Annotated in this window: 16 protein-coding genes; 7 read left to right on the forward strand and 9 right to left on the reverse strand. The window is 37.7% G+C overall.

Annotation, left to right across the window (positions count from 1 at the left end; translation table 11 throughout):
* Positions 1 to 23 precede the first annotated feature (23 nt).
* Together DRW42_RS20840 and DRW42_RS20845 are read right to left on the reverse strand one after the other, a co-directional pair.
* Positions 24 to 719 (reverse strand): lycopene cyclase domain-containing protein, encoded by a 696-nt coding sequence (locus DRW42_RS20840; RefSeq protein WP_113950763.1) that lies wholly within the window; start codon positions 717 to 719, stop codon positions 24 to 26.
* A 1-nt stretch (position 720) separates the two neighbouring features.
* The gene (locus DRW42_RS20845) at positions 721 to 1,251 is read right to left on the reverse strand and encodes a hypothetical protein (protein ID WP_113950764.1); all 531 of its coding nucleotides are present in this window, start codon (positions 1,249 to 1,251) and stop codon (positions 721 to 723) included.
* Between the two features lie 212 nt (positions 1,252 to 1,463).
* Between DRW42_RS20845 and DRW42_RS29325 the strand changes: the two genes are divergently transcribed.
* Genes DRW42_RS29325 through DRW42_RS20855 form a run of 3 tightly spaced genes read left to right on the forward strand, consistent with a single transcriptional unit; the run spans position 1,464 to position 3,445 of the window.
* Entirely contained in the window at positions 1,464 to 1,709 is a 246-nt protein-coding gene (locus tag DRW42_RS29325) for a GIY-YIG nuclease family protein (RefSeq protein WP_113950765.1), read from the forward strand.
* Positions 1,682 to 1,945, forward strand: a complete 264-nt coding sequence (locus tag DRW42_RS29330; RefSeq protein ID WP_158544376.1) for a hypothetical protein — start codon at positions 1,682 to 1,684, stop codon at positions 1,943 to 1,945. The genes DRW42_RS29325 and DRW42_RS29330 overlap by 28 nt, the downstream gene beginning before the upstream one ends.
* A gap of 18 nt (positions 1,946 to 1,963) precedes the next feature.
* Positions 1,964 to 3,445: a phytoene desaturase family protein gene (locus tag DRW42_RS20855; RefSeq protein WP_113950766.1), complete on the forward strand. Its 1,482-nt coding sequence runs from the start codon at positions 1,964 to 1,966 to the stop codon at positions 3,443 to 3,445.
* A gap of 377 nt (positions 3,446 to 3,822) precedes the next feature.
* On the opposite strand, the gene DRW42_RS20860 is transcribed toward DRW42_RS20855, so the two are convergent.
* The 7 genes from DRW42_RS20860 to DRW42_RS20890 all read right to left on the reverse strand — a co-directional run bounded on the left by DRW42_RS20860 (position 3,823) and on the right by DRW42_RS20890 (position 9,358).
* On the reverse strand, positions 3,823 to 4,353 hold the full coding sequence (locus DRW42_RS20860) for an RNA polymerase sigma factor (protein WP_025142035.1): 531 nt from the start codon (positions 4,351 to 4,353) through the stop codon (positions 3,823 to 3,825).
* A 127-nt stretch (positions 4,354 to 4,480) separates the two neighbouring features.
* On the reverse strand, positions 4,481 to 5,497 hold the full coding sequence (gene murB, locus DRW42_RS20865) for a UDP-N-acetylmuramate dehydrogenase (protein ID WP_113950767.1): 1,017 nt from the start codon (positions 5,495 to 5,497) through the stop codon (positions 4,481 to 4,483).
* Positions 5,498 to 5,646: 149 nt separating this feature from the next.
* Complete coding sequence (locus DRW42_RS20870) at positions 5,647 to 6,084, reverse strand: hypothetical protein (RefSeq protein WP_147243786.1); 438 nt, start codon at positions 6,082 to 6,084, stop codon at positions 5,647 to 5,649.
* 66 nt (positions 6,085 to 6,150) lie between these two features.
* Positions 6,151 to 6,834, reverse strand: a complete 684-nt coding sequence (locus DRW42_RS20875) for a hypothetical protein (protein ID WP_113950769.1) — start codon at positions 6,832 to 6,834, stop codon at positions 6,151 to 6,153.
* 190 nt (positions 6,835 to 7,024) lie between these two features.
* Positions 7,025 to 8,191 carry a TlpA family protein disulfide reductase gene (locus DRW42_RS20880; protein ID WP_113950770.1) on the reverse strand — a complete coding sequence of 389 codons (1,167 nt, stop codon included), beginning with the start codon at positions 8,189 to 8,191 and terminating at the stop codon, positions 7,025 to 7,027.
* Complete coding sequence (locus tag DRW42_RS20885; protein WP_113950771.1) at positions 8,175 to 8,861, reverse strand: DUF4369 domain-containing protein; 687 nt, start codon at positions 8,859 to 8,861, stop codon at positions 8,175 to 8,177. The genes DRW42_RS20880 and DRW42_RS20885 overlap by 17 nt, the downstream gene beginning before the upstream one ends.
* 56 nt (positions 8,862 to 8,917) lie before the next feature.
* The gene (locus tag DRW42_RS20890) at positions 8,918 to 9,358 is read right to left on the reverse strand and encodes a sterol desaturase family protein (RefSeq protein WP_279634189.1); all 441 of its coding nucleotides are present in this window, start codon (positions 9,356 to 9,358) and stop codon (positions 8,918 to 8,920) included.
* Positions 9,359 to 9,525: 167 nt separating this feature from the next.
* Between DRW42_RS20890 and DRW42_RS20895 the strand changes: the two genes are divergently transcribed.
* The 4 genes from DRW42_RS20895 to DRW42_RS20910 all read left to right on the forward strand — a co-directional run bounded on the left by DRW42_RS20895 (position 9,526) and on the right by DRW42_RS20910 (position 15,883).
* Positions 9,526 to 10,137, forward strand: a complete 612-nt coding sequence (locus tag DRW42_RS20895; RefSeq protein ID WP_113950773.1) for a TetR/AcrR family transcriptional regulator — start codon at positions 9,526 to 9,528, stop codon at positions 10,135 to 10,137.
* A 76-nt stretch (positions 10,138 to 10,213) separates the two neighbouring features.
* The gene (locus DRW42_RS20900) at positions 10,214 to 11,554 is read left to right on the forward strand and encodes a TolC family protein (protein WP_113950774.1); all 1,341 of its coding nucleotides are present in this window, start codon (positions 10,214 to 10,216) and stop codon (positions 11,552 to 11,554) included.
* A 2-nt stretch (positions 11,555 to 11,556) separates the two neighbouring features.
* Positions 11,557 to 12,624, forward strand: coding sequence for an efflux RND transporter periplasmic adaptor subunit (locus DRW42_RS20905; protein ID WP_113950775.1), 1,068 nt, complete (start codon positions 11,557 to 11,559; stop codon positions 12,622 to 12,624).
* A 64-nt stretch (positions 12,625 to 12,688) separates the two neighbouring features.
* Positions 12,689 to 15,883 carry an efflux RND transporter permease subunit gene (locus DRW42_RS20910; protein ID WP_113950776.1) on the forward strand — a complete coding sequence of 1,065 codons (3,195 nt, stop codon included), beginning with the start codon at positions 12,689 to 12,691 and terminating at the stop codon, positions 15,881 to 15,883.
* Positions 15,884 to 16,008: the final 125 nt, after the last annotated feature.

Genomic DNA, 16,008 nt, shown 5'->3' on the forward strand with positions numbered 1-16,008 from the left:
TTAGGGATAAAATCTATTGTTTTCTAACCTAAATCTTCTTTTTTAACACCCCTGTTTTTAAAGACTTCATAAAGGAAAACATTCATCAATAACAAACTCATGAGATAAAAATGATCTTCGAAAGGGATGCTGCCCACCCTAAATCCTATATTTTCTTTGTTGTTGTACATCACCACCGGAATAGCCGTTAAAAATCCATTCACGATATAAAAAGGAATAAGCGAAACGAAATAGGCCCGGTAAAATTTGTACATAAACCTGAATTTTACATTTACATATTCTACATAACCCAATACCAAAAGCAAAAAACCGAAGTTGATAAATGTGTACCACTTACTGTAACCAAAAAACAACATGGCGACACACAAACCCAGAAATAAATTGCTCAACGCCAGACTATATTTCTGCAGATGGTTTTTAGGGAAATAAACATTTAAACACTCGTAAATAAACACACAGGCGTAGGGAACGGTTAAAAAGAACAGCATTTCTTCTAAAGGAAGCCCCATTAAGTTTATACCGATCAAATAATCGGGATTGAACGACCATACGTTAAGCTTGGTAAACAGCATATCCCAGACTAAAAACACCACTCCAGTGGCTAGTATTGCGAGGAATATAAATTTCCATTTGCTAAAGAAATGCACCTTTTTATCAAATGACAAAAGCAGCGGAAAGAGGATAACGGCAAGGTTGATCAGTAAATAGGTATAATGCATTTTAGAGGTGTTTATTTAAGATTTTAATTTCTGCCGGGGTACATTTTTTACTGTCGATCATAAATTTGGCCACATTTTTAACCAGTTCATTATCTGCCAGACCAAAATTTTCATTTTGATAATGTTTAATAATTTCTTTTTTATCCGCGGCCAGGTCTTTACTAAACCCGAGAAATGAAGGGGTATAAAATTCAATCGAGAAACGCATAAAACGGATTTCCATATTTTCTTTATCCATATCTATCGCTTTTTGCATGGTTTTTAGCGACCGGCTTACATATTTGATCTTATTATACGGATTCCACGAATGTTTTGCCTTTAATGCTTCTAAAGTACCCGTATAGCCGGTAATCAAAGCCGTTTTATTGGGTAGCCTATCCAGTTTTGTGAATAAAGAATCAGTAAGTTTAGCGTTTTCTACCGCTTTAACCATGTTGGTTTTCAATACCGCAATTTCGTGGGTAGATAACTGGGCATAAGTAATATTAATTACTGCAAACAGCAGCAAAAATAGAATCCGTAGTTTAATCATGTTTGGCTATAAAGGTAAGAAAAGCTATTGTATTTGCTCTACTGTCATCCTGAGCGCAGCGAAGGATCCCCAAGCGATGAAATACAGCACCCTAAATTTTACCCTTACCAAGGCAAATTCGAGATGTCGGGATTGTACAGCTATTAAACAGATTCTTTGCTGCGCTCAGAATGACCAATACTTTATTAAATAAGTAATATTTATTTTTAATAATGGATCATAATTATTTCGTTTACATTTTAACCAACAAAAACAAAACTGTTGTTTACACCGGAGTAGCCAATGACCTAGAAGCAAGACTTAAGCAACACATAGATAACAAAGAAAATAAATTCGCTTTTACTTATAAATACAACTGCCACTATCTTGTTTATTACGAAGGGTTTCAATACATCGAGCATGCCATAGAACGTGAAAAGGAAATTAAGGGTTGGACAAAGCAAAAAAGAATGCCTTAATAGAACTTGAGAATAAAAACTGGGATTTTCTTAATAATACGATTATAGAAAAGATAAATATTCCTTCCCTGTGCTATCATCCTGAGCGTAGCGAAGGATCTTTAACCGATGAAACACAGCACAAAAATTGCACCTTGACCCAAGCAAATGCGCTATTGAGGATTCCGCTCTTGTGGGGCAGATCCTTCGCTGCGCTCAGGATGACAAAAACAAAAAACAAAAACAAAACGCAATAAATTTCCTTTATTTACACCATGGAGAAAAACCCCAGGATAACCGTTATTGGTGCCGGCTTTGCAGGCCTTGCTGCTGCTGCTTTACTTGCAAAAGACGGCTGCGAAGTTACCGTTATTGAAAAAAACGAAATGGCAGGTGGACGTGCCCGCACCTGGGAGAAAGATGGTTTCCTTTTTGACATGGGACCAAGCTGGTACTGGATGCCTGATGTTTTCGAAAATTATTACCAGCTCTTTGATAAAACAACTTCTGATTTTTACGAACTTAAAAGATTAAGTCCATCTTACCGCATTTATTTTGGTAAAGATGATACCCTTGACGTACCGGCCACATTAGATGATTTATACCAGTTGTTCGAAAAGTTAGAACCTGGCAGTAGTAAGAACCTGAAATCCTTTCTCGACCAGGCCAAATACAAGTATGATGTAGGCATGAATGAATATGTTTTCAAGCCTTCGCACAGTATAATGGAGTATTTCGACCCGAGGTTGGCCATCAGCGGAATAAAGCTTCAGCTTTTAGGCAATATGCGTAAACATGTGCATAAGTTGTTTAAAAATGAACGTCTGAGGAAATTACTCGAATTTCCTGTTCTGTTTTTAGGTGCTACACCGCAAAATACACCAGCGTTGTATAGCTTAATGAACTATGCCGACCTTGTTTTAGGTACCTGGTACCCAATGGGTGGCATGCACAAAATTGTTAGTGCCATGCAAAAAATAGCAGAAGAACAGGGCGTCAAGTTTATTTTCAACACCGAAGTAAAAAAAATAGCAGTTAAAAACAATATTGCCGAAGAGGTGATTACAACAAAAGGTACTTTTAAAAGTGATTTTGTTGTGGGTAATGCCGATTATCACCATATCGACCAGCATCTTTTTGAAAAACCGTACCGCAACTACAGCGAAAAATACTGGGACGAAAGAACCATGGCCCCTTCCTGCCTTTTATTTTACATCGGTTTAAATAAAAAACTGGATAACATACTACATCACAACCTGTTTTTCGACGAAAATTTCGATCAGCATGCGGAAGAAATCTATACCAAACCGCAATGGCCGGCAAAGCCATTATTTTATGCCTGCTGCCCTTCGGTTACCGATTTGGCCGTAGCACCAGAGGGTTGCGAAAACCTCTTCTTTTTGGTTCCGCTTGCACCAAATTTAAAAGATAGCGAAAGCAAAAGGGAAGAATATTTTAATTTACTGGTAGAACGCTTCAAAAACTTAACGGGAAACGACATTAAAGATCACATTCTGTTTAAACGCAGTTATGCCATGAATGATTTTGTAGCCGATTACCATGCTTTTAAAGGAAATGCGTATGGATTAGCAAACACTTTGAAACAGACAGCCTTTTTAAAACCGAAGATGAAAAGCAAAGTAACAAATTTTTTATATACGGGACAATTAACCGTTCCAGGCCCCGGAGTGCCACCTGCAATCATATCAGGGCAAGTGGTAGCAAAAGAAATAAAAAAAAAGTTAAAAAAAGCTTGACAAATTTAAAATTTCCCTTATCTTTATAACCACAAAACAAAAATACTGTATTAAAGCTTCAAAACACATAATTGTTCGGGGTTTTAATTTGTTTCGAAATAAGAGAGAAGGCGAATTGTTGAAAGAAAAAATAAGAATCAACTAACCAAATATATGATAAGCAAAAAGGCCTGAATTTTCAGGCCTTTTGCTTTTTAGCGTATTTTGGGAATAACAAAACGTCATCTCGACCGGAACGCAGTGAGCGGAGAGATCTATCTCGAGACAGATTTCTCGACTACGTTGCACTCCGCTCGAAATGACGTTCTCGAAGAATTGATCACAAACAAAAAAGGCCCAGATAAAATCTGAGCCCTTAGTTTTTCGATTGATGTATCTTAAGCCATTTCTGTGCTGGCAATTTCTTTCGAATATGTTTTTAAATATTTTTTCAGGATTCCCCTTGCCACGTGAATACGTGTTTTAACTGTTCCGATAGGAATTTCTAACATATCTGCAATTTCGTGGTATTTATATCCTTCAAAATAGCGGATAAACGGCACATAATACTCTTCAGGCAATTGCGAAAGGGCTTTATCAATATCACCCAGCACAAATTTGCTTTCGGCCTGGTTTTTAGTGGCACTATATGAAAGGTTTGCAGAAGAAATATCTTCGCTTTGTGTAATTAATGTATTGGTTTTCACTAAACGGCGGTAGTTGTTAATGAAAGTATTTTTCATAATGGTAAACAACCATCCCTTTAAGTTCGTACCCTCTTTAAACTTATTGTAATAAGTAATTGCTTTAAGCATGGTGTCTTGAACCAAATCATTTGCGTCTTCTGCGTCTTTTGTGAAATTTAAAGCATAAGATCTAAGTGATACCGAGTGATGATTAACCAGATGATTGAATTCAAATTTTGTCATGATGTTTAGCTTTAGGTAGATTAAAACAAATGAATTATTGCTTATTCTCTTAAACCTAAACAAACTTAGTACCAAAAATTTGTGGCACGGTGCCAAAACCGCAAAAGCCCCTTTTGAAGGGTTTTCGTCACAGAATATTTACTTCTCTTTCTAAAGTGACTCCAAAAGTAGACTTTACACTGTCTATAATCTGTTCAGAAAAAGCATAAACTTCCGTGCCAGTTGCACCGCCGTGGTTAACCAGAACCAGGGCCTGGTTTTTCCAGGTACCAGTATTTCCTACAATTTTGCCTTTCCAGCCGCACTGTTCGATCAGCCAGCCTGCTGCCAGTTTAATTTTATCATCAGCTGTGGGATAATGCACCACATCGGGGTGTTTAGCAACAATATCTGCAAATTCGTATTTTTCGATCACCGGGTTTTTAAAAAAACTACCTGCATTACCGATGGTGGATGGATCGGGGAGTTTGCTCACGCGGATATGCGATACTGCCTCAGAAACATCTTCGATATTCGGGTTTTCAATTCCTCTTTTCTGTAATTCGGCTTCAATTGCACCATAAGAGGTATTAATTCTGGCCTCTGATGATAAACGGAAAGTAACCGAAGTAATGATATATTGTCCTTTTAACGCCCCCTTAAAAATACTTTCGCGGTAACCGAAGTGGCAATCGGTATAAGTAAAGGTTTTAATTTCCCCGGTTTTAAGTTCAAATGCAGTACAGCTTTCAAAAACATCTTTCAACTCTACCCCATAGGCCCCAATATTTTGTATGGGCGAGGCACCAACCGTTCCGGGTATCAGGCTTAAATTTTCTACCCCCGCGAAACCTCGGGTTACGCAATATTGTACAAAATCATTCCAAACCTCTCCTGCTCCTGCAGTTACCAGTACCAGCTTATCTATTATTTGGGCCTGAAGCCCTTTAATACTGATTTTAATTACTAAACCTTCATAATCATGAGTAAACAGCACATTGCTTCCGCCACCGATAACGAAAATCTTTTGCGTTTTTACGATTTCGTTCTGAAAAAGCTCCGTCAAATCCTCTTCTTCAAATATTTCGGCAAAATAGCTGGCCTTAACATCAATGCCGAACGAATTATATGGTTTTAACGAAATATTTTCCTGAATCTGAAGCATGTTTATTTTGTGTTATGCTGCAAAAGTAAGAAAATAGTACCTGACTTATAACAGGAACAATTTATTCATAAGGCAAAAGTCTCCTGATGATGGATAATTGACTTGATGTATTCCCAGCCTTAAGGAAATGTTTATACAGGTATAAAACCTTAATCAACAAGTTTGGTTATGCCCTTATCAAAATCAAAATTCTGTATTTCACTATCTATCCTTACCCCCGAGAGTCGCCAGCCTATAAAAGCAGGCTTTGTTTTGGCAAGCTCCAACAAATGGTAACGTTCTTTTGTAAAACGGGCACTGATCAAACCTACGCTATCAGATTCAGCTTGGCTTAGGTGTTCGATCTCACTTTCTAATTTAGCCAATGTAACATCGAGTTCATTTCCCTTTTTAACACTATCATCATAAGCTTTTGGAGAGATATTATAAAGACTATCAAGCTTCGCATTTTCAAAATCGGGCTTTTGTGTACCATTTTCATATTTAGCCTCAACAAGTTTAATAGCACGATCTTTATCTGTCATTTTACCACAGGATATGATTACGGTTACTGGCAAAAGCAAACAGTATAGATAGATTTTTCTCATTTTGTAGTTTTTTAATTGGGAACAAGCATCCTGCCAAATATATTTTCTGATGTCCTAACTGAACACTTATTTCTTTTTTTCCATTTCATCAATCGTCTTTTTTATTGCCAAACCTTCTTCGCTTTCTTTTAAACGTTTTGATAATGCTCCATACAATTCAACAGGCGAACCAAAATTAGGTGCAGTGCCCGAAGAGCGGGCCAATCCATAATACATGGGCATTAAATTTTTCAATTGCATCAGTGAAATTGGTGAATCAGCATTTTGTTTAATAAAATCCAAAAGCTTTTTATCTTTAAAAGCCTCCATGGCATTATTCGACTGCTGAAGGTAAATGCCACCGCTTATTATTTTTGCTGAGCCCAGATTAAATGGATTTTCGATATCCAGTTTAATGTCTTCAAGATAAATTGATTTCAGGTTGGCACTGCCACCAACAAACCATACCTTTTGTTTAATTTTTGATTTCACATCATCCAGGGTAATGTCGCCACGTTCATCAAGAAAAACAAAACCTTTCCTGAGGAGCTTACCTTCTAAACTACACGATGCCTGGATTGTAAAATGATCACCATCCATTGGCTTAACCACAAACAGATCAGGTTTTCCTGCAACCGGTGTTTCACTTACCAGATAAGCAAATTTTGCATTCTTAGGCTTTTGAACAAGCCCTCCAACCGTAAATTTGATGGTTTGTGCATGCAACGAACCAACAAAAAGCAGCGCCAGGCAAAAGATAAGTTTTCTCATAGTTTTACATTTATAAATTAAATATAAAACTAATAATATAGTTAAAAAATATTTTATTGATTTTTAAGCAGATCGCCTTTAACAAACAACAACCCAAAAGCTTTTCCTTTACCCCTAATATCGAAAATTATAAAAATCAGTATTAAACCTAAAATATATTTTTTTGCAAATACTACTATTTGATTACCTATTAATATTTAAAAATCTTTTTTAGTTCTTTTTCTAAATCTTCGCCGCGTAAATCTCGACCAATAATCATACCTTTTGGGTCAATAAGATAATTTGCAGGAATGGCTTCAATGTTATAAATCTTCTGTGCTATATTTTTAAAATCGCTTAACTGGAGCCATGCAGCTACCTTGTCTTTTTTAATAGCTTCAACCCAGTCTGTTTTCCGTGATAATTCGTCTCTCGTTATGCTTATGATCTGAAATCCAGATTTTTTATATTTATTAAAAGCTTTAATAAGGTTAGGGTTCTCTGCCCTACAAGGCGTACACCAGCTTGCCCAAAAATCGACCAATATGTATTTCCCTTTAAAATCATTTATACTATAGATTTTGCCAGTAACATCAGGCAACGATACGTTTTTCATCATGTTACCCACCTTGAGTTGTTTTTCTAGCAATATTGTATTGATTAATTTTTTTGCTGAAGGGAGCGCCTTTATTTCAAGACTTAGAGTATTTAATAAAGAATCAATTTCTTTTGGTTCGGTTACGATTCTTGAATTGCCAAGAGGCCTATCTGCATACGCCCAAAGGGCATACAAACTTACCGGGGAATTTGCGTTTAATTTTATGGCTGGCAGATACACTTCTCTATCAAGTGCAATACCTATCGAATCTTTTATTTGCGAAATCTTTTTTTCTACATCGGCTATTTTTTGATTTTCGTAATTAACATTCTCAATCATTATTTCCGACTTTTTAGAAAAAACAGTCGAAAGCCGATCAATTTCCATTATGTTAGCTATAATCTCAGGTTTAACACCCACAATTTCAGGAACTAAATTACTGTCTATCGCAATTTCATAATTACCGGGAATTGTCCAAAATTTCGCTGATGTAACTTTTTTATTTTTCCAGTAAAAATCCATCAATAACTTTACTGGCTCCAAAAGCTCAGTTTCATAGTTCAGCACTTTATCCTTAATTATAATTGTTTCAGCTTCCCCACCTAATCTAGTCAAATCATACTTTTTCAGTACAACTTTAAATGGCTGCTCGATGAGCATGCTAAAATCCGATTTTATGGTAAGCTTCCCCTGAAAAGTTTGTTGAGCATTAACAGAAATTATAAAATTAAACAACGTTACAAACAACACAATCAAGAGTTTACTATTTAACTTTATCATCGATGCTTTTCTTTAATTTAAGCCCCTTTTTACTATTTTTTAATCTGGGAGAAAGTTCATTAAACAACTCTAACGGCGAGCCCCACATACTTTGCATCCTATCTCTACTTGACTCATCAAACATGGAGGTGATTTGTTCAACCTGATAGAAAGCTACAGGTGAATCTGAATACTTCTTTACAAAAGCTATCATTTTTCTATTTCTGGCTTTTATAGCCTCAGCCACCTCATCGCTTTGCCTTGTAAAAATACCCTTTTCAGTAATTTTAGATTCTTTGGTTTTTCCATATTCATCAATCGATAAGGTTAAATTCTCTAGTACCAGAAGCCTTGCATTCTTCCTACGACCCGTAACCCAAATTAAATTTCTAAATTTCGACAAAGCCTCTTCTTTAGAAATATTCCCTCTTTCTTCAACAAAAACACTTGCATACTGATAATCTTTTCCTTCGAGATCGAATGTCCCATTAAATTCAAATTTCCCATCAACTACAGGCATTACCATAAATATTTTCTCATCTGAAATTGGGATTTGTTGAGATAGCGTTGTTAAATAAGCGTATTTAATGCTATCTGTATTTGCAATTACTCCCTTAATCGTAAACTTAATGATTTGAGCACTGGCAGATGATGCAACAAAAACCAGAAGAATGAATAAGTACTTTTTCATATTTATCTATTTATAAAGCAAATATAAAACTAATTAATTAGTTGAAAGTATTTTATTCACTTTCTTATTAAATTCTTCCTTACAAATAACAACCCAAAAGCTTTTCCTTTTTCCTTACCTCTGTTTTTATGGTGGATTTTATGCGCCTTCCTCACAGCCTGCAGATAAGCATTGTTACTTTTAAAGGTTTTAAAGCGGCGGTGTACAAACCAATCGTGCACTACAAAATAAATAATGCCATATAAAGTAATGCCCAAACCGATAAAAAATTTATAGCCAAAACCATCGCGATCGGTATACATTAAATATAAGGAAAGCATTGCGAACAAAACCGCAAACAAATCATTCCATTCAAAAAAAGATTTAGCCTTTTGATGATGGCTTTTATGCATAAACCATAATGGGCCATGGAATAAATACTTATGTATAAACCACGAGAAACACTCCATTGCGATGATGGTAAACAGGACGATAAAAAGCTTGGTGAATATGAGCAAAATTCTTAAATGATTGGTTTGTAAAGATATATAAACAGTTAAATACTCAAAATTGTGTCATAGAATTGTAAGCTTAATGCGCTTTTGAACAAAGCTTTCATGACAAATCATTTTTTAGCACTATTTTTGACTAAAATATTAAAAAAGTCAGAAAGTAGAAAAGTAAAATGATTGTAGCCGATAAAAAGAGAGAGCAGATTATTGATGGTGCGATAAAACGCTTTATCCATTTTGGTATTGGTAAAACCACAATGAACGATATTGCAGAAGATCTCTCCGTTTCCAAACCATCGCTTTATTATTATTTCCCGGATAAAAAGCATTTAATTATCGGAGTAATAGAAAGGGTTTTTCACGATTTCTTTGAACTGATTAAAAAGAAATACAACCCTGATCTTCCGATAGAAGAAATCCTTTTTAACACCATTGATGTAAGAAATACTTTTTTCCAGAAGTATTACATGTTAAGAATTACAGAAGGTATACCCGACTTATTGAACGATGAAGTGATAAAAGGGAAACTAAAAACCTTAAAACAATCTGAGAAAGACTTTTTCGCCGAGATTTTTAGTCGGGCAAAAGAGAAAAAAGAAATCGAACATGATGATACTGCGCACATTGCAGAGCTTTACCTCGAAAGCCTGATGGGGCTTTGTACCATGTGTATTATGGAAACCGGTAAAGACCTTTTCCCAGATAAAAAAACATTTAACAAAATGACAATGAAGCAAAAAAACCTCACAACCATATTTGTAAGAGGTTTAAGGTGCGCAGATTAACGGCCTGAAGGAATTTGCCCCCGGCCGGGATATAAACTTAAATAGATAAGAACCCAAAAACAAAAAACAATACATTATGCTTAGAGTAAAAATGGTAAGGTTAATGCTCATACTCCTGATCGGTTCGGTTTTACCGCAACTGGTAGTGGCCCAGCAGCAGGTAACCTTAAAAGATGCGCTAACCTATGCGCTCCAAAACAACACCAAGGTACGCAATGCGAAACTGGATATTGAAGGTGGAAGATACAAGGTTGAGGAAGTGAGGGCGCAGGCCTTACCCCAACTTACAGGTAACGTTGGTTTAACCTATAACCCTATTATCGGACAGCTGGTTGCTAATTTCGGCGGACAAACACAAGCGATTAAATTAGGTCAGAACTGGAATTCGACTGCAGGTGTTCAACTTTCGCAGCAATTGTTCAACCAACAGGTTTTTACCGGTTTACAGGCTGCCAGATCCAGTGAGGAATATTATAACCTAACGTCTAAATTAACCGAAGAACAGATTATCGAACTGGTAGCCAATAACTACTACCAGGTTTTGGTAAACAGACAGCAGTTAAATGTTATTGATACAAATATCAAGAACGTTAAAATTGTAGAGAAGGTAATTTCGAACCAGTTTAAAAACGGCCTGGCCAGAAAAATCGATGTAGACCGGATCACGGTAAACCTAACCAACCTGAATACACAGCGCGAGCAGGTGATTAATGCGATTACACAACTGGAAAACCAGTTAAAATTTTCGATGGGGATGCCAGTTTCTACACAGATCAGCCTGCCTGCTACCGAATTAACTGAAGTAACTACGCTTCCTGTATTTACTGATTCTATCGATCTGGCAAACAGAACGGAAGTGAAACTTCTTGACAACCAGGATAAACTTTTATCACTGCAGAGAAAGGCTTACGTTGCCGAATATTATCCCTCTCTGGCTTTAACAGGTAATTATACCTACTCAAGTCAAAGTGATGGTTTCGATTTTTTAAAATCAAATGCGGCTGCAATCGGGTATGGCGCATCTGCGATTGGCTTAACTTTAAAAGTGCCAATTTTTAACGGCTTTTTAACACGTTCAAAAATCCGCCAGGCAGACGTAGATATTAAAAAAGCAAGAGAGAGCAGAAAAGAATCTGTAAATTCATTAAACCTCGCTTACGAAAATGCTAAAATCCAGTTGCGCAACAACTTAAACACCATTAAATCGCAGCGCAAAAATGCAGATCTGGCACAGGAGATTTACAAAAGTACCCAGAACAACTATAACAATGGCTTAGCCTCGTTAACCGACCTTTTGGAAACAGAAAATTCGTTAACCGAAGCACAAAACAGCTATACACAGGCTTTATTAAATTATAAGATAGCCGAAATACAACTAATTAAATCAAACGGAAATATTAAATCGCTAGTACAATAGAAATGAAAAGAGTAATTACCATCATTATCGTAGTTGTTGTTGCCCTTGGTGCAATAGCCTATGTTTTAAGCAACAATAAAAAGAAAAACGAAGAGAAAACTGCTTTCATTGCTAAAGGTGGAGGTGCGGTTGCCGTTCGTGTTGCTACAGTAGAGAAAAAGGTTGTAGATATGGATTTCGTTGCAAACGGAAACTTTGCCCCTAAACAGGAACTTAACTTCTTATCGGAAAATGCCGGTCGTGTTACCGCCATCAATGTTGATGAAGGTGATCATGTAAGCAAAGGACAGGTATTGGCCCGTATTGATGCAGAGATTATTAATACAGACAGAGAAACTGCGCAGGCATCTTACGAAAATGCAAAAAGAGACGAAGCCAGATACCAGAGTTCGTACGAAACAGGCGGTGTAACGCAGCAGCAGTTAGATCAGGCTAAATTAGCTACCAGAAATGCCAAATTGCGCCTGCAGGCTTCGCAACGTAAAGTGAGCGATGCCAATATTAAATCGCCTATTAACGGTATTGTTAACAAAAGATATATCGAAGTTGGTGCTTTTGTAACGGCACAGGGCACGCAGTTATTCGAACTGGTTGATGTTTCTAAACTGAAACTTAAAGTTAACGTAAACGAATCGCAGGTTGCCAGCTTAAAAACCGGAGATAATATCGCGATTAAATCGACCATTTTCCCTGATGAGAAATTCTCGGGCAAGGTTACTTTTATCGCTCCTAAAGCTGATGCTACTTTAAATTTCCCTATCGAAATTGAAGTAACCAACAATACCAAAAACAGCTTAAGGGCAGGTATGTACGGAACCGCAGTTTTCAACTTTCCTAAACAGGCACCGAGCATTCTTATCCCACGTACCTCTTTTGTAGGTAGTGTAAGCAGTAACCAGGTGTTTGTATACGACAGGGCGGCAAATGTGGCCAAAGTACGTAATGTGGTTGCAGGCCGTATTTTAGGCGACAATGTTGAAATTGTTGATGGCTTAAAAGAAGGTGAAACCGTGATCACCAGTGGACAGATTAACTTAGCTGAAGGTACTCCGGTAAGTATCGTAAAATAAGTTCGAGAGATTTAGTCAGCTTTAAAACGCGATACGCCAATCGCAAAACGCAATACCAAGAAAAATGAAGATAACAGATATATCTATAAAAAGGCCCTCGCTGGTGATTGTGGTGTTTACCGCACTTACCCTGCTCGGGCTATTAAGTTACTTTTCGTTGGGTTATGAATTACTTCCAAAATTCTCTAACAACGTAGTATCTATTTCGACCATCTACCCTGGTGCTTCACCAAATGAGGTTGAAAATACCGTAACCAAAAAGATCGAGGATGCGGTATCATCGATGGAAAACATCAAAAAGATCAACTCTGTATCGTTTGAGAGTTTATCAACAGTAACCATCACCTTAACCGATGCGGCAAACATCGATATTTCCTTAAACGATGCACAAAGAAAGGTAAACGCCATTCTTTCTGAATTGCCGGAGGATGTAAAAACGCCATCGTTAAGTAAATTCTCATTAGACGATTTACCGGTAATCACGATGTCGGCATCAGCCAATATGGATGATATTACCTTTTACGATCTAATTGATAAACGTATTGCCCCGGTAATTTCGAGGGTAGCGGGTATTGCACAGGTAAACCTGGTAGGTGGTTCGGAACGTGAGATCCAGGTATCGTTAGATGCCGATAAATTACAGGGTTACAACCTTTCTGTTCCACAGGTGCAGCAATTGATCCTTTCTTCGAACTTAGATTTCCCTACCGGAAGTGTTAAAACCCAAAACCAGGATGTACTGATCCGTTTATCGGGTAAATACAGAAGCATGGACGAGTTAAGAAACCTGGTTTTAACTACTTCTAAAACCGGAACGCAAATCCGTTTAGGCGATGTGGCCGATGTTCAGGATTCGCAGAAAGAAACCGAAAAACTGGCACGTATCGATCGTAAAGCATCTATTGCCATCCAGATCATCAAACAAAGTGATGCAAATGCGGTAGAGGTAAGTAAAGGTGTACATGCCATTATTGCCAAGCTAAAAACTGAATATGCAGCAAATAAGCTCGACATCAGAATTGTTAACGACAGCTCTATTTTTACCTTAGAATCAGCTGATGCGGTAATCCACGATTTAATCCTTGCGGTTATTTTAGTGGCATTTGTAATGCTTTTCTTCCTGCACAGTTTACGTAACGCGATTATCGTAATGGTATCTATTCCGGTTTCGTTAATTGCAACCTTTATCGGGATCAGCTTATTTGGCTTTACTTTAAACTTAATGTCGCTGCTAGGTTTATCGCTCGTGGTAGGTATCCTTGTGGATGATGCGATTGTGGTACTGGAGAATATCCAACGACACATGGAGATGGGTAAAAACAAAGTAAGGGCAGCATCTGATGCAACCAGAGAGATTGGTTTTACGGTTGTATCCATCACTTTCGTAATCGTGGTAGTGTTTTTCCCAATTGCGGTTAGTACTGGTTTGGTATCAAATATCCTGCGTCAGTTCTGTATCGTGGTAATTATTGCAACTTTACTTTCGTTAGTGGCATCGTTTACCATTGTACCGTTAATTTTCTCACGTTTTGGTAAATTAGAACATATAGAAGGTAAAAACATATTCGGCCGTTTCATCCTTTGGTTTGAAAAACAGTTAAAGAAATTTACCCTTTGGATTACCAGCATCTTAACCTGGTCGTTAAACCACAAAGCACTAACATTGGTTGCGGTGGTAGTGATGTTCCTTAGCTCATGCGGCTTATTAGTCGGAGGTTTTATCGGTTCTGAGTTCTTCCCTAAATCAGATAAAGGTGAATTCCTTGTACAGTTGGAGTTACCAAAAGATGCTTCTCTAGAACAAACTAACTTCTTAACTCAAAAAGCTGAAGCTTTCTTAGATAAACAACCAGAAATTACGCAATTAATTACTACTGTTGGACAATCGACAGGTGACTTTGGTGGTACGCAGGCAACTGCCTACAAATCAGAAATCAACGTTAAACTCGTAGAGCGCGATCAGCGTGAAGGGGTTTCATCGGATATTTTTGCAACCAAAATGAGTCGTGCATTGGCAAAAGAATTGGTAGGAGCAAAAGTAAAAACGGTTCCGATCAGTATTTTGGGTATTGCAGAAAATGCACCAATCCAGCTGGTGGTAATGGGATCTGATTTAGATAGTGCTTTAAAATATGCAGAAGGTGCACAAAAGGTACTTGCTTCTATTCCCGGAGCTACAGAGATTAAATTATCGGTAGAGAAAGGAACACCTGAGATCAACGTTCAGGTAGACCGTGATAAGATGTCGGCAGTTGGTTTAACCTTACAAACCGTAGGTTCTACCATGCAAACAGCATTTGCGGGTAACACCGATGGTAAATACAGAAAAGGCGAATACGAGTATGATATCAATATCCAGTATCAGAACTTTAACCGTAAAAATATTGACGATGTACGTAACCTGATTTTTGTAAACAGTGCAGGTGCGCAGATTAAATTATCGCAGTTTGCAACCATTACCGAAGGCTCAGGCCCAAGTCAGTTAGAGCGTTTAAATAAATCAACCTCGGTATCGGTTAAAGCACAATCAATCGGTAGGCCAACAGGAACCGTGGTTGCAGAATTCCAGGCAAAACTGGAAGAAATGCAGAAAAACAGCAAACTAAAAGCACCGGTTGGTGTAAGTTATAGCTGGGCCGGTGACCAGGAGAACCAGAGCGAAGGTTTTGGTACTTTAGGTATCGCGTTATTGGCTTCAATCATTTTGGTTTACCTGATCATGGTTGCCCTTTACGATAGTTTTATCTATCCGTTGGTGGTAATGTTCTCGCTTCCGTTAGCGGTAATCGGGGCGTTGCTGGCGCTGGCTTTAACCAATAACTCCATCGGTATCTTCACTATTTTAGGTTTGATTATGTTGATGGGTCTGGTAGCGAAAAATGCGATTATCCTGGTCGATTTTACCAACCATTTAAAGGCAGAAGGTAAAGAAACCAAAGAAGCACTTGTACTGGCCAACCATGCCCGTTTAAGACCAATTTTGATGACCACCATTGCCATGGTGTTCGGTATGCTTCCTATTGCATTGGCCAGTGGTGCCGGTGCGGAGTGGAAAAACGGTTTGGCATGGGTTATCGTTGGTGGACTAACCAGTTCGTTATTCTTAACCCTGATTGTTGTACCAGTGGTGTATTTAATTTTCGATAGGATGTTAGAACGCCTTGGTTTCAACAAAAAAGGAAAAACCATTGATGAACTGATGGAAGAACCATACGATCATAAAGATGTAAATGAATACGATTTAGATCACGGACATTAATCATTATCCATATTAACAATCAACTAGCCCCGACCCAAAATCGGGGCTTTTTTGTGGCCCTCTGCGCTTCCTTCGCCCCCGCCATGGTTCGTGTCGCCACCAATGCTATTAACTTAAGCTATTTA

This window comes from Pedobacter miscanthi (assembly GCF_003315595.1).
Taxonomy (GTDB): domain Bacteria; phylum Bacteroidota; class Bacteroidia; order Sphingobacteriales; family Sphingobacteriaceae; genus Pedobacter; species Pedobacter miscanthi.

Bases quoted from the DNA above. Each gene is read 5' to 3' on its own strand.
- DRW42_RS20840 (WP_113950763.1), bottom strand. From the start codon at position 719: ATGCATTATACCTATTTACTGATCAACCTTGCCGTTATCCTCTTTCCG.
- DRW42_RS20845 (WP_113950764.1), bottom strand. From the start codon at position 1,251: ATGATTAAACTACGGATTCTATTTTTGCTGCTGTTTGCAGTAATTAAT.
- DRW42_RS29325 (WP_113950765.1), top strand. From the start codon at position 1,464: ATGGATCATAATTATTTCGTTTACATTTTAACCAACAAAAACAAAACT.
- DRW42_RS20855 (WP_113950766.1), top strand. From the start codon at position 1,964: ATGGAGAAAAACCCCAGGATAACCGTTATTGGTGCCGGCTTTGCAGGC.
- DRW42_RS20860 (WP_025142035.1), bottom strand. From the start codon at position 4,353: ATGACAAAATTTGAATTCAATCATCTGGTTAATCATCACTCGGTATCA.
- murB (WP_113950767.1), bottom strand. From the start codon at position 5,497: ATGCTTCAGATTCAGGAAAATATTTCGTTAAAACCATATAATTCGTTC.
- DRW42_RS20870 (WP_147243786.1), bottom strand. From the start codon at position 6,084: ATGAGAAAAATCTATCTATACTGTTTGCTTTTGCCAGTAACCGTAATC.
- DRW42_RS20875 (WP_113950769.1), bottom strand. From the start codon at position 6,834: ATGAGAAAACTTATCTTTTGCCTGGCGCTGCTTTTTGTTGGTTCGTTG.
- DRW42_RS20880 (WP_113950770.1), bottom strand. From the start codon at position 8,191: ATGATAAAGTTAAATAGTAAACTCTTGATTGTGTTGTTTGTAACGTTG.
- DRW42_RS20885 (WP_113950771.1), bottom strand. From the start codon at position 8,861: ATGAAAAAGTACTTATTCATTCTTCTGGTTTTTGTTGCATCATCTGCC.
- DRW42_RS20895 (WP_113950773.1), top strand. From the start codon at position 9,526: ATGATTGTAGCCGATAAAAAGAGAGAGCAGATTATTGATGGTGCGATA.
- DRW42_RS20900 (WP_113950774.1), top strand. From the start codon at position 10,214: ATGCTTAGAGTAAAAATGGTAAGGTTAATGCTCATACTCCTGATCGGT.
- DRW42_RS20905 (WP_113950775.1), top strand. From the start codon at position 11,557: ATGAAAAGAGTAATTACCATCATTATCGTAGTTGTTGTTGCCCTTGGT.
- DRW42_RS20910 (WP_113950776.1), top strand. From the start codon at position 12,689: ATGAAGATAACAGATATATCTATAAAAAGGCCCTCGCTGGTGATTGTG.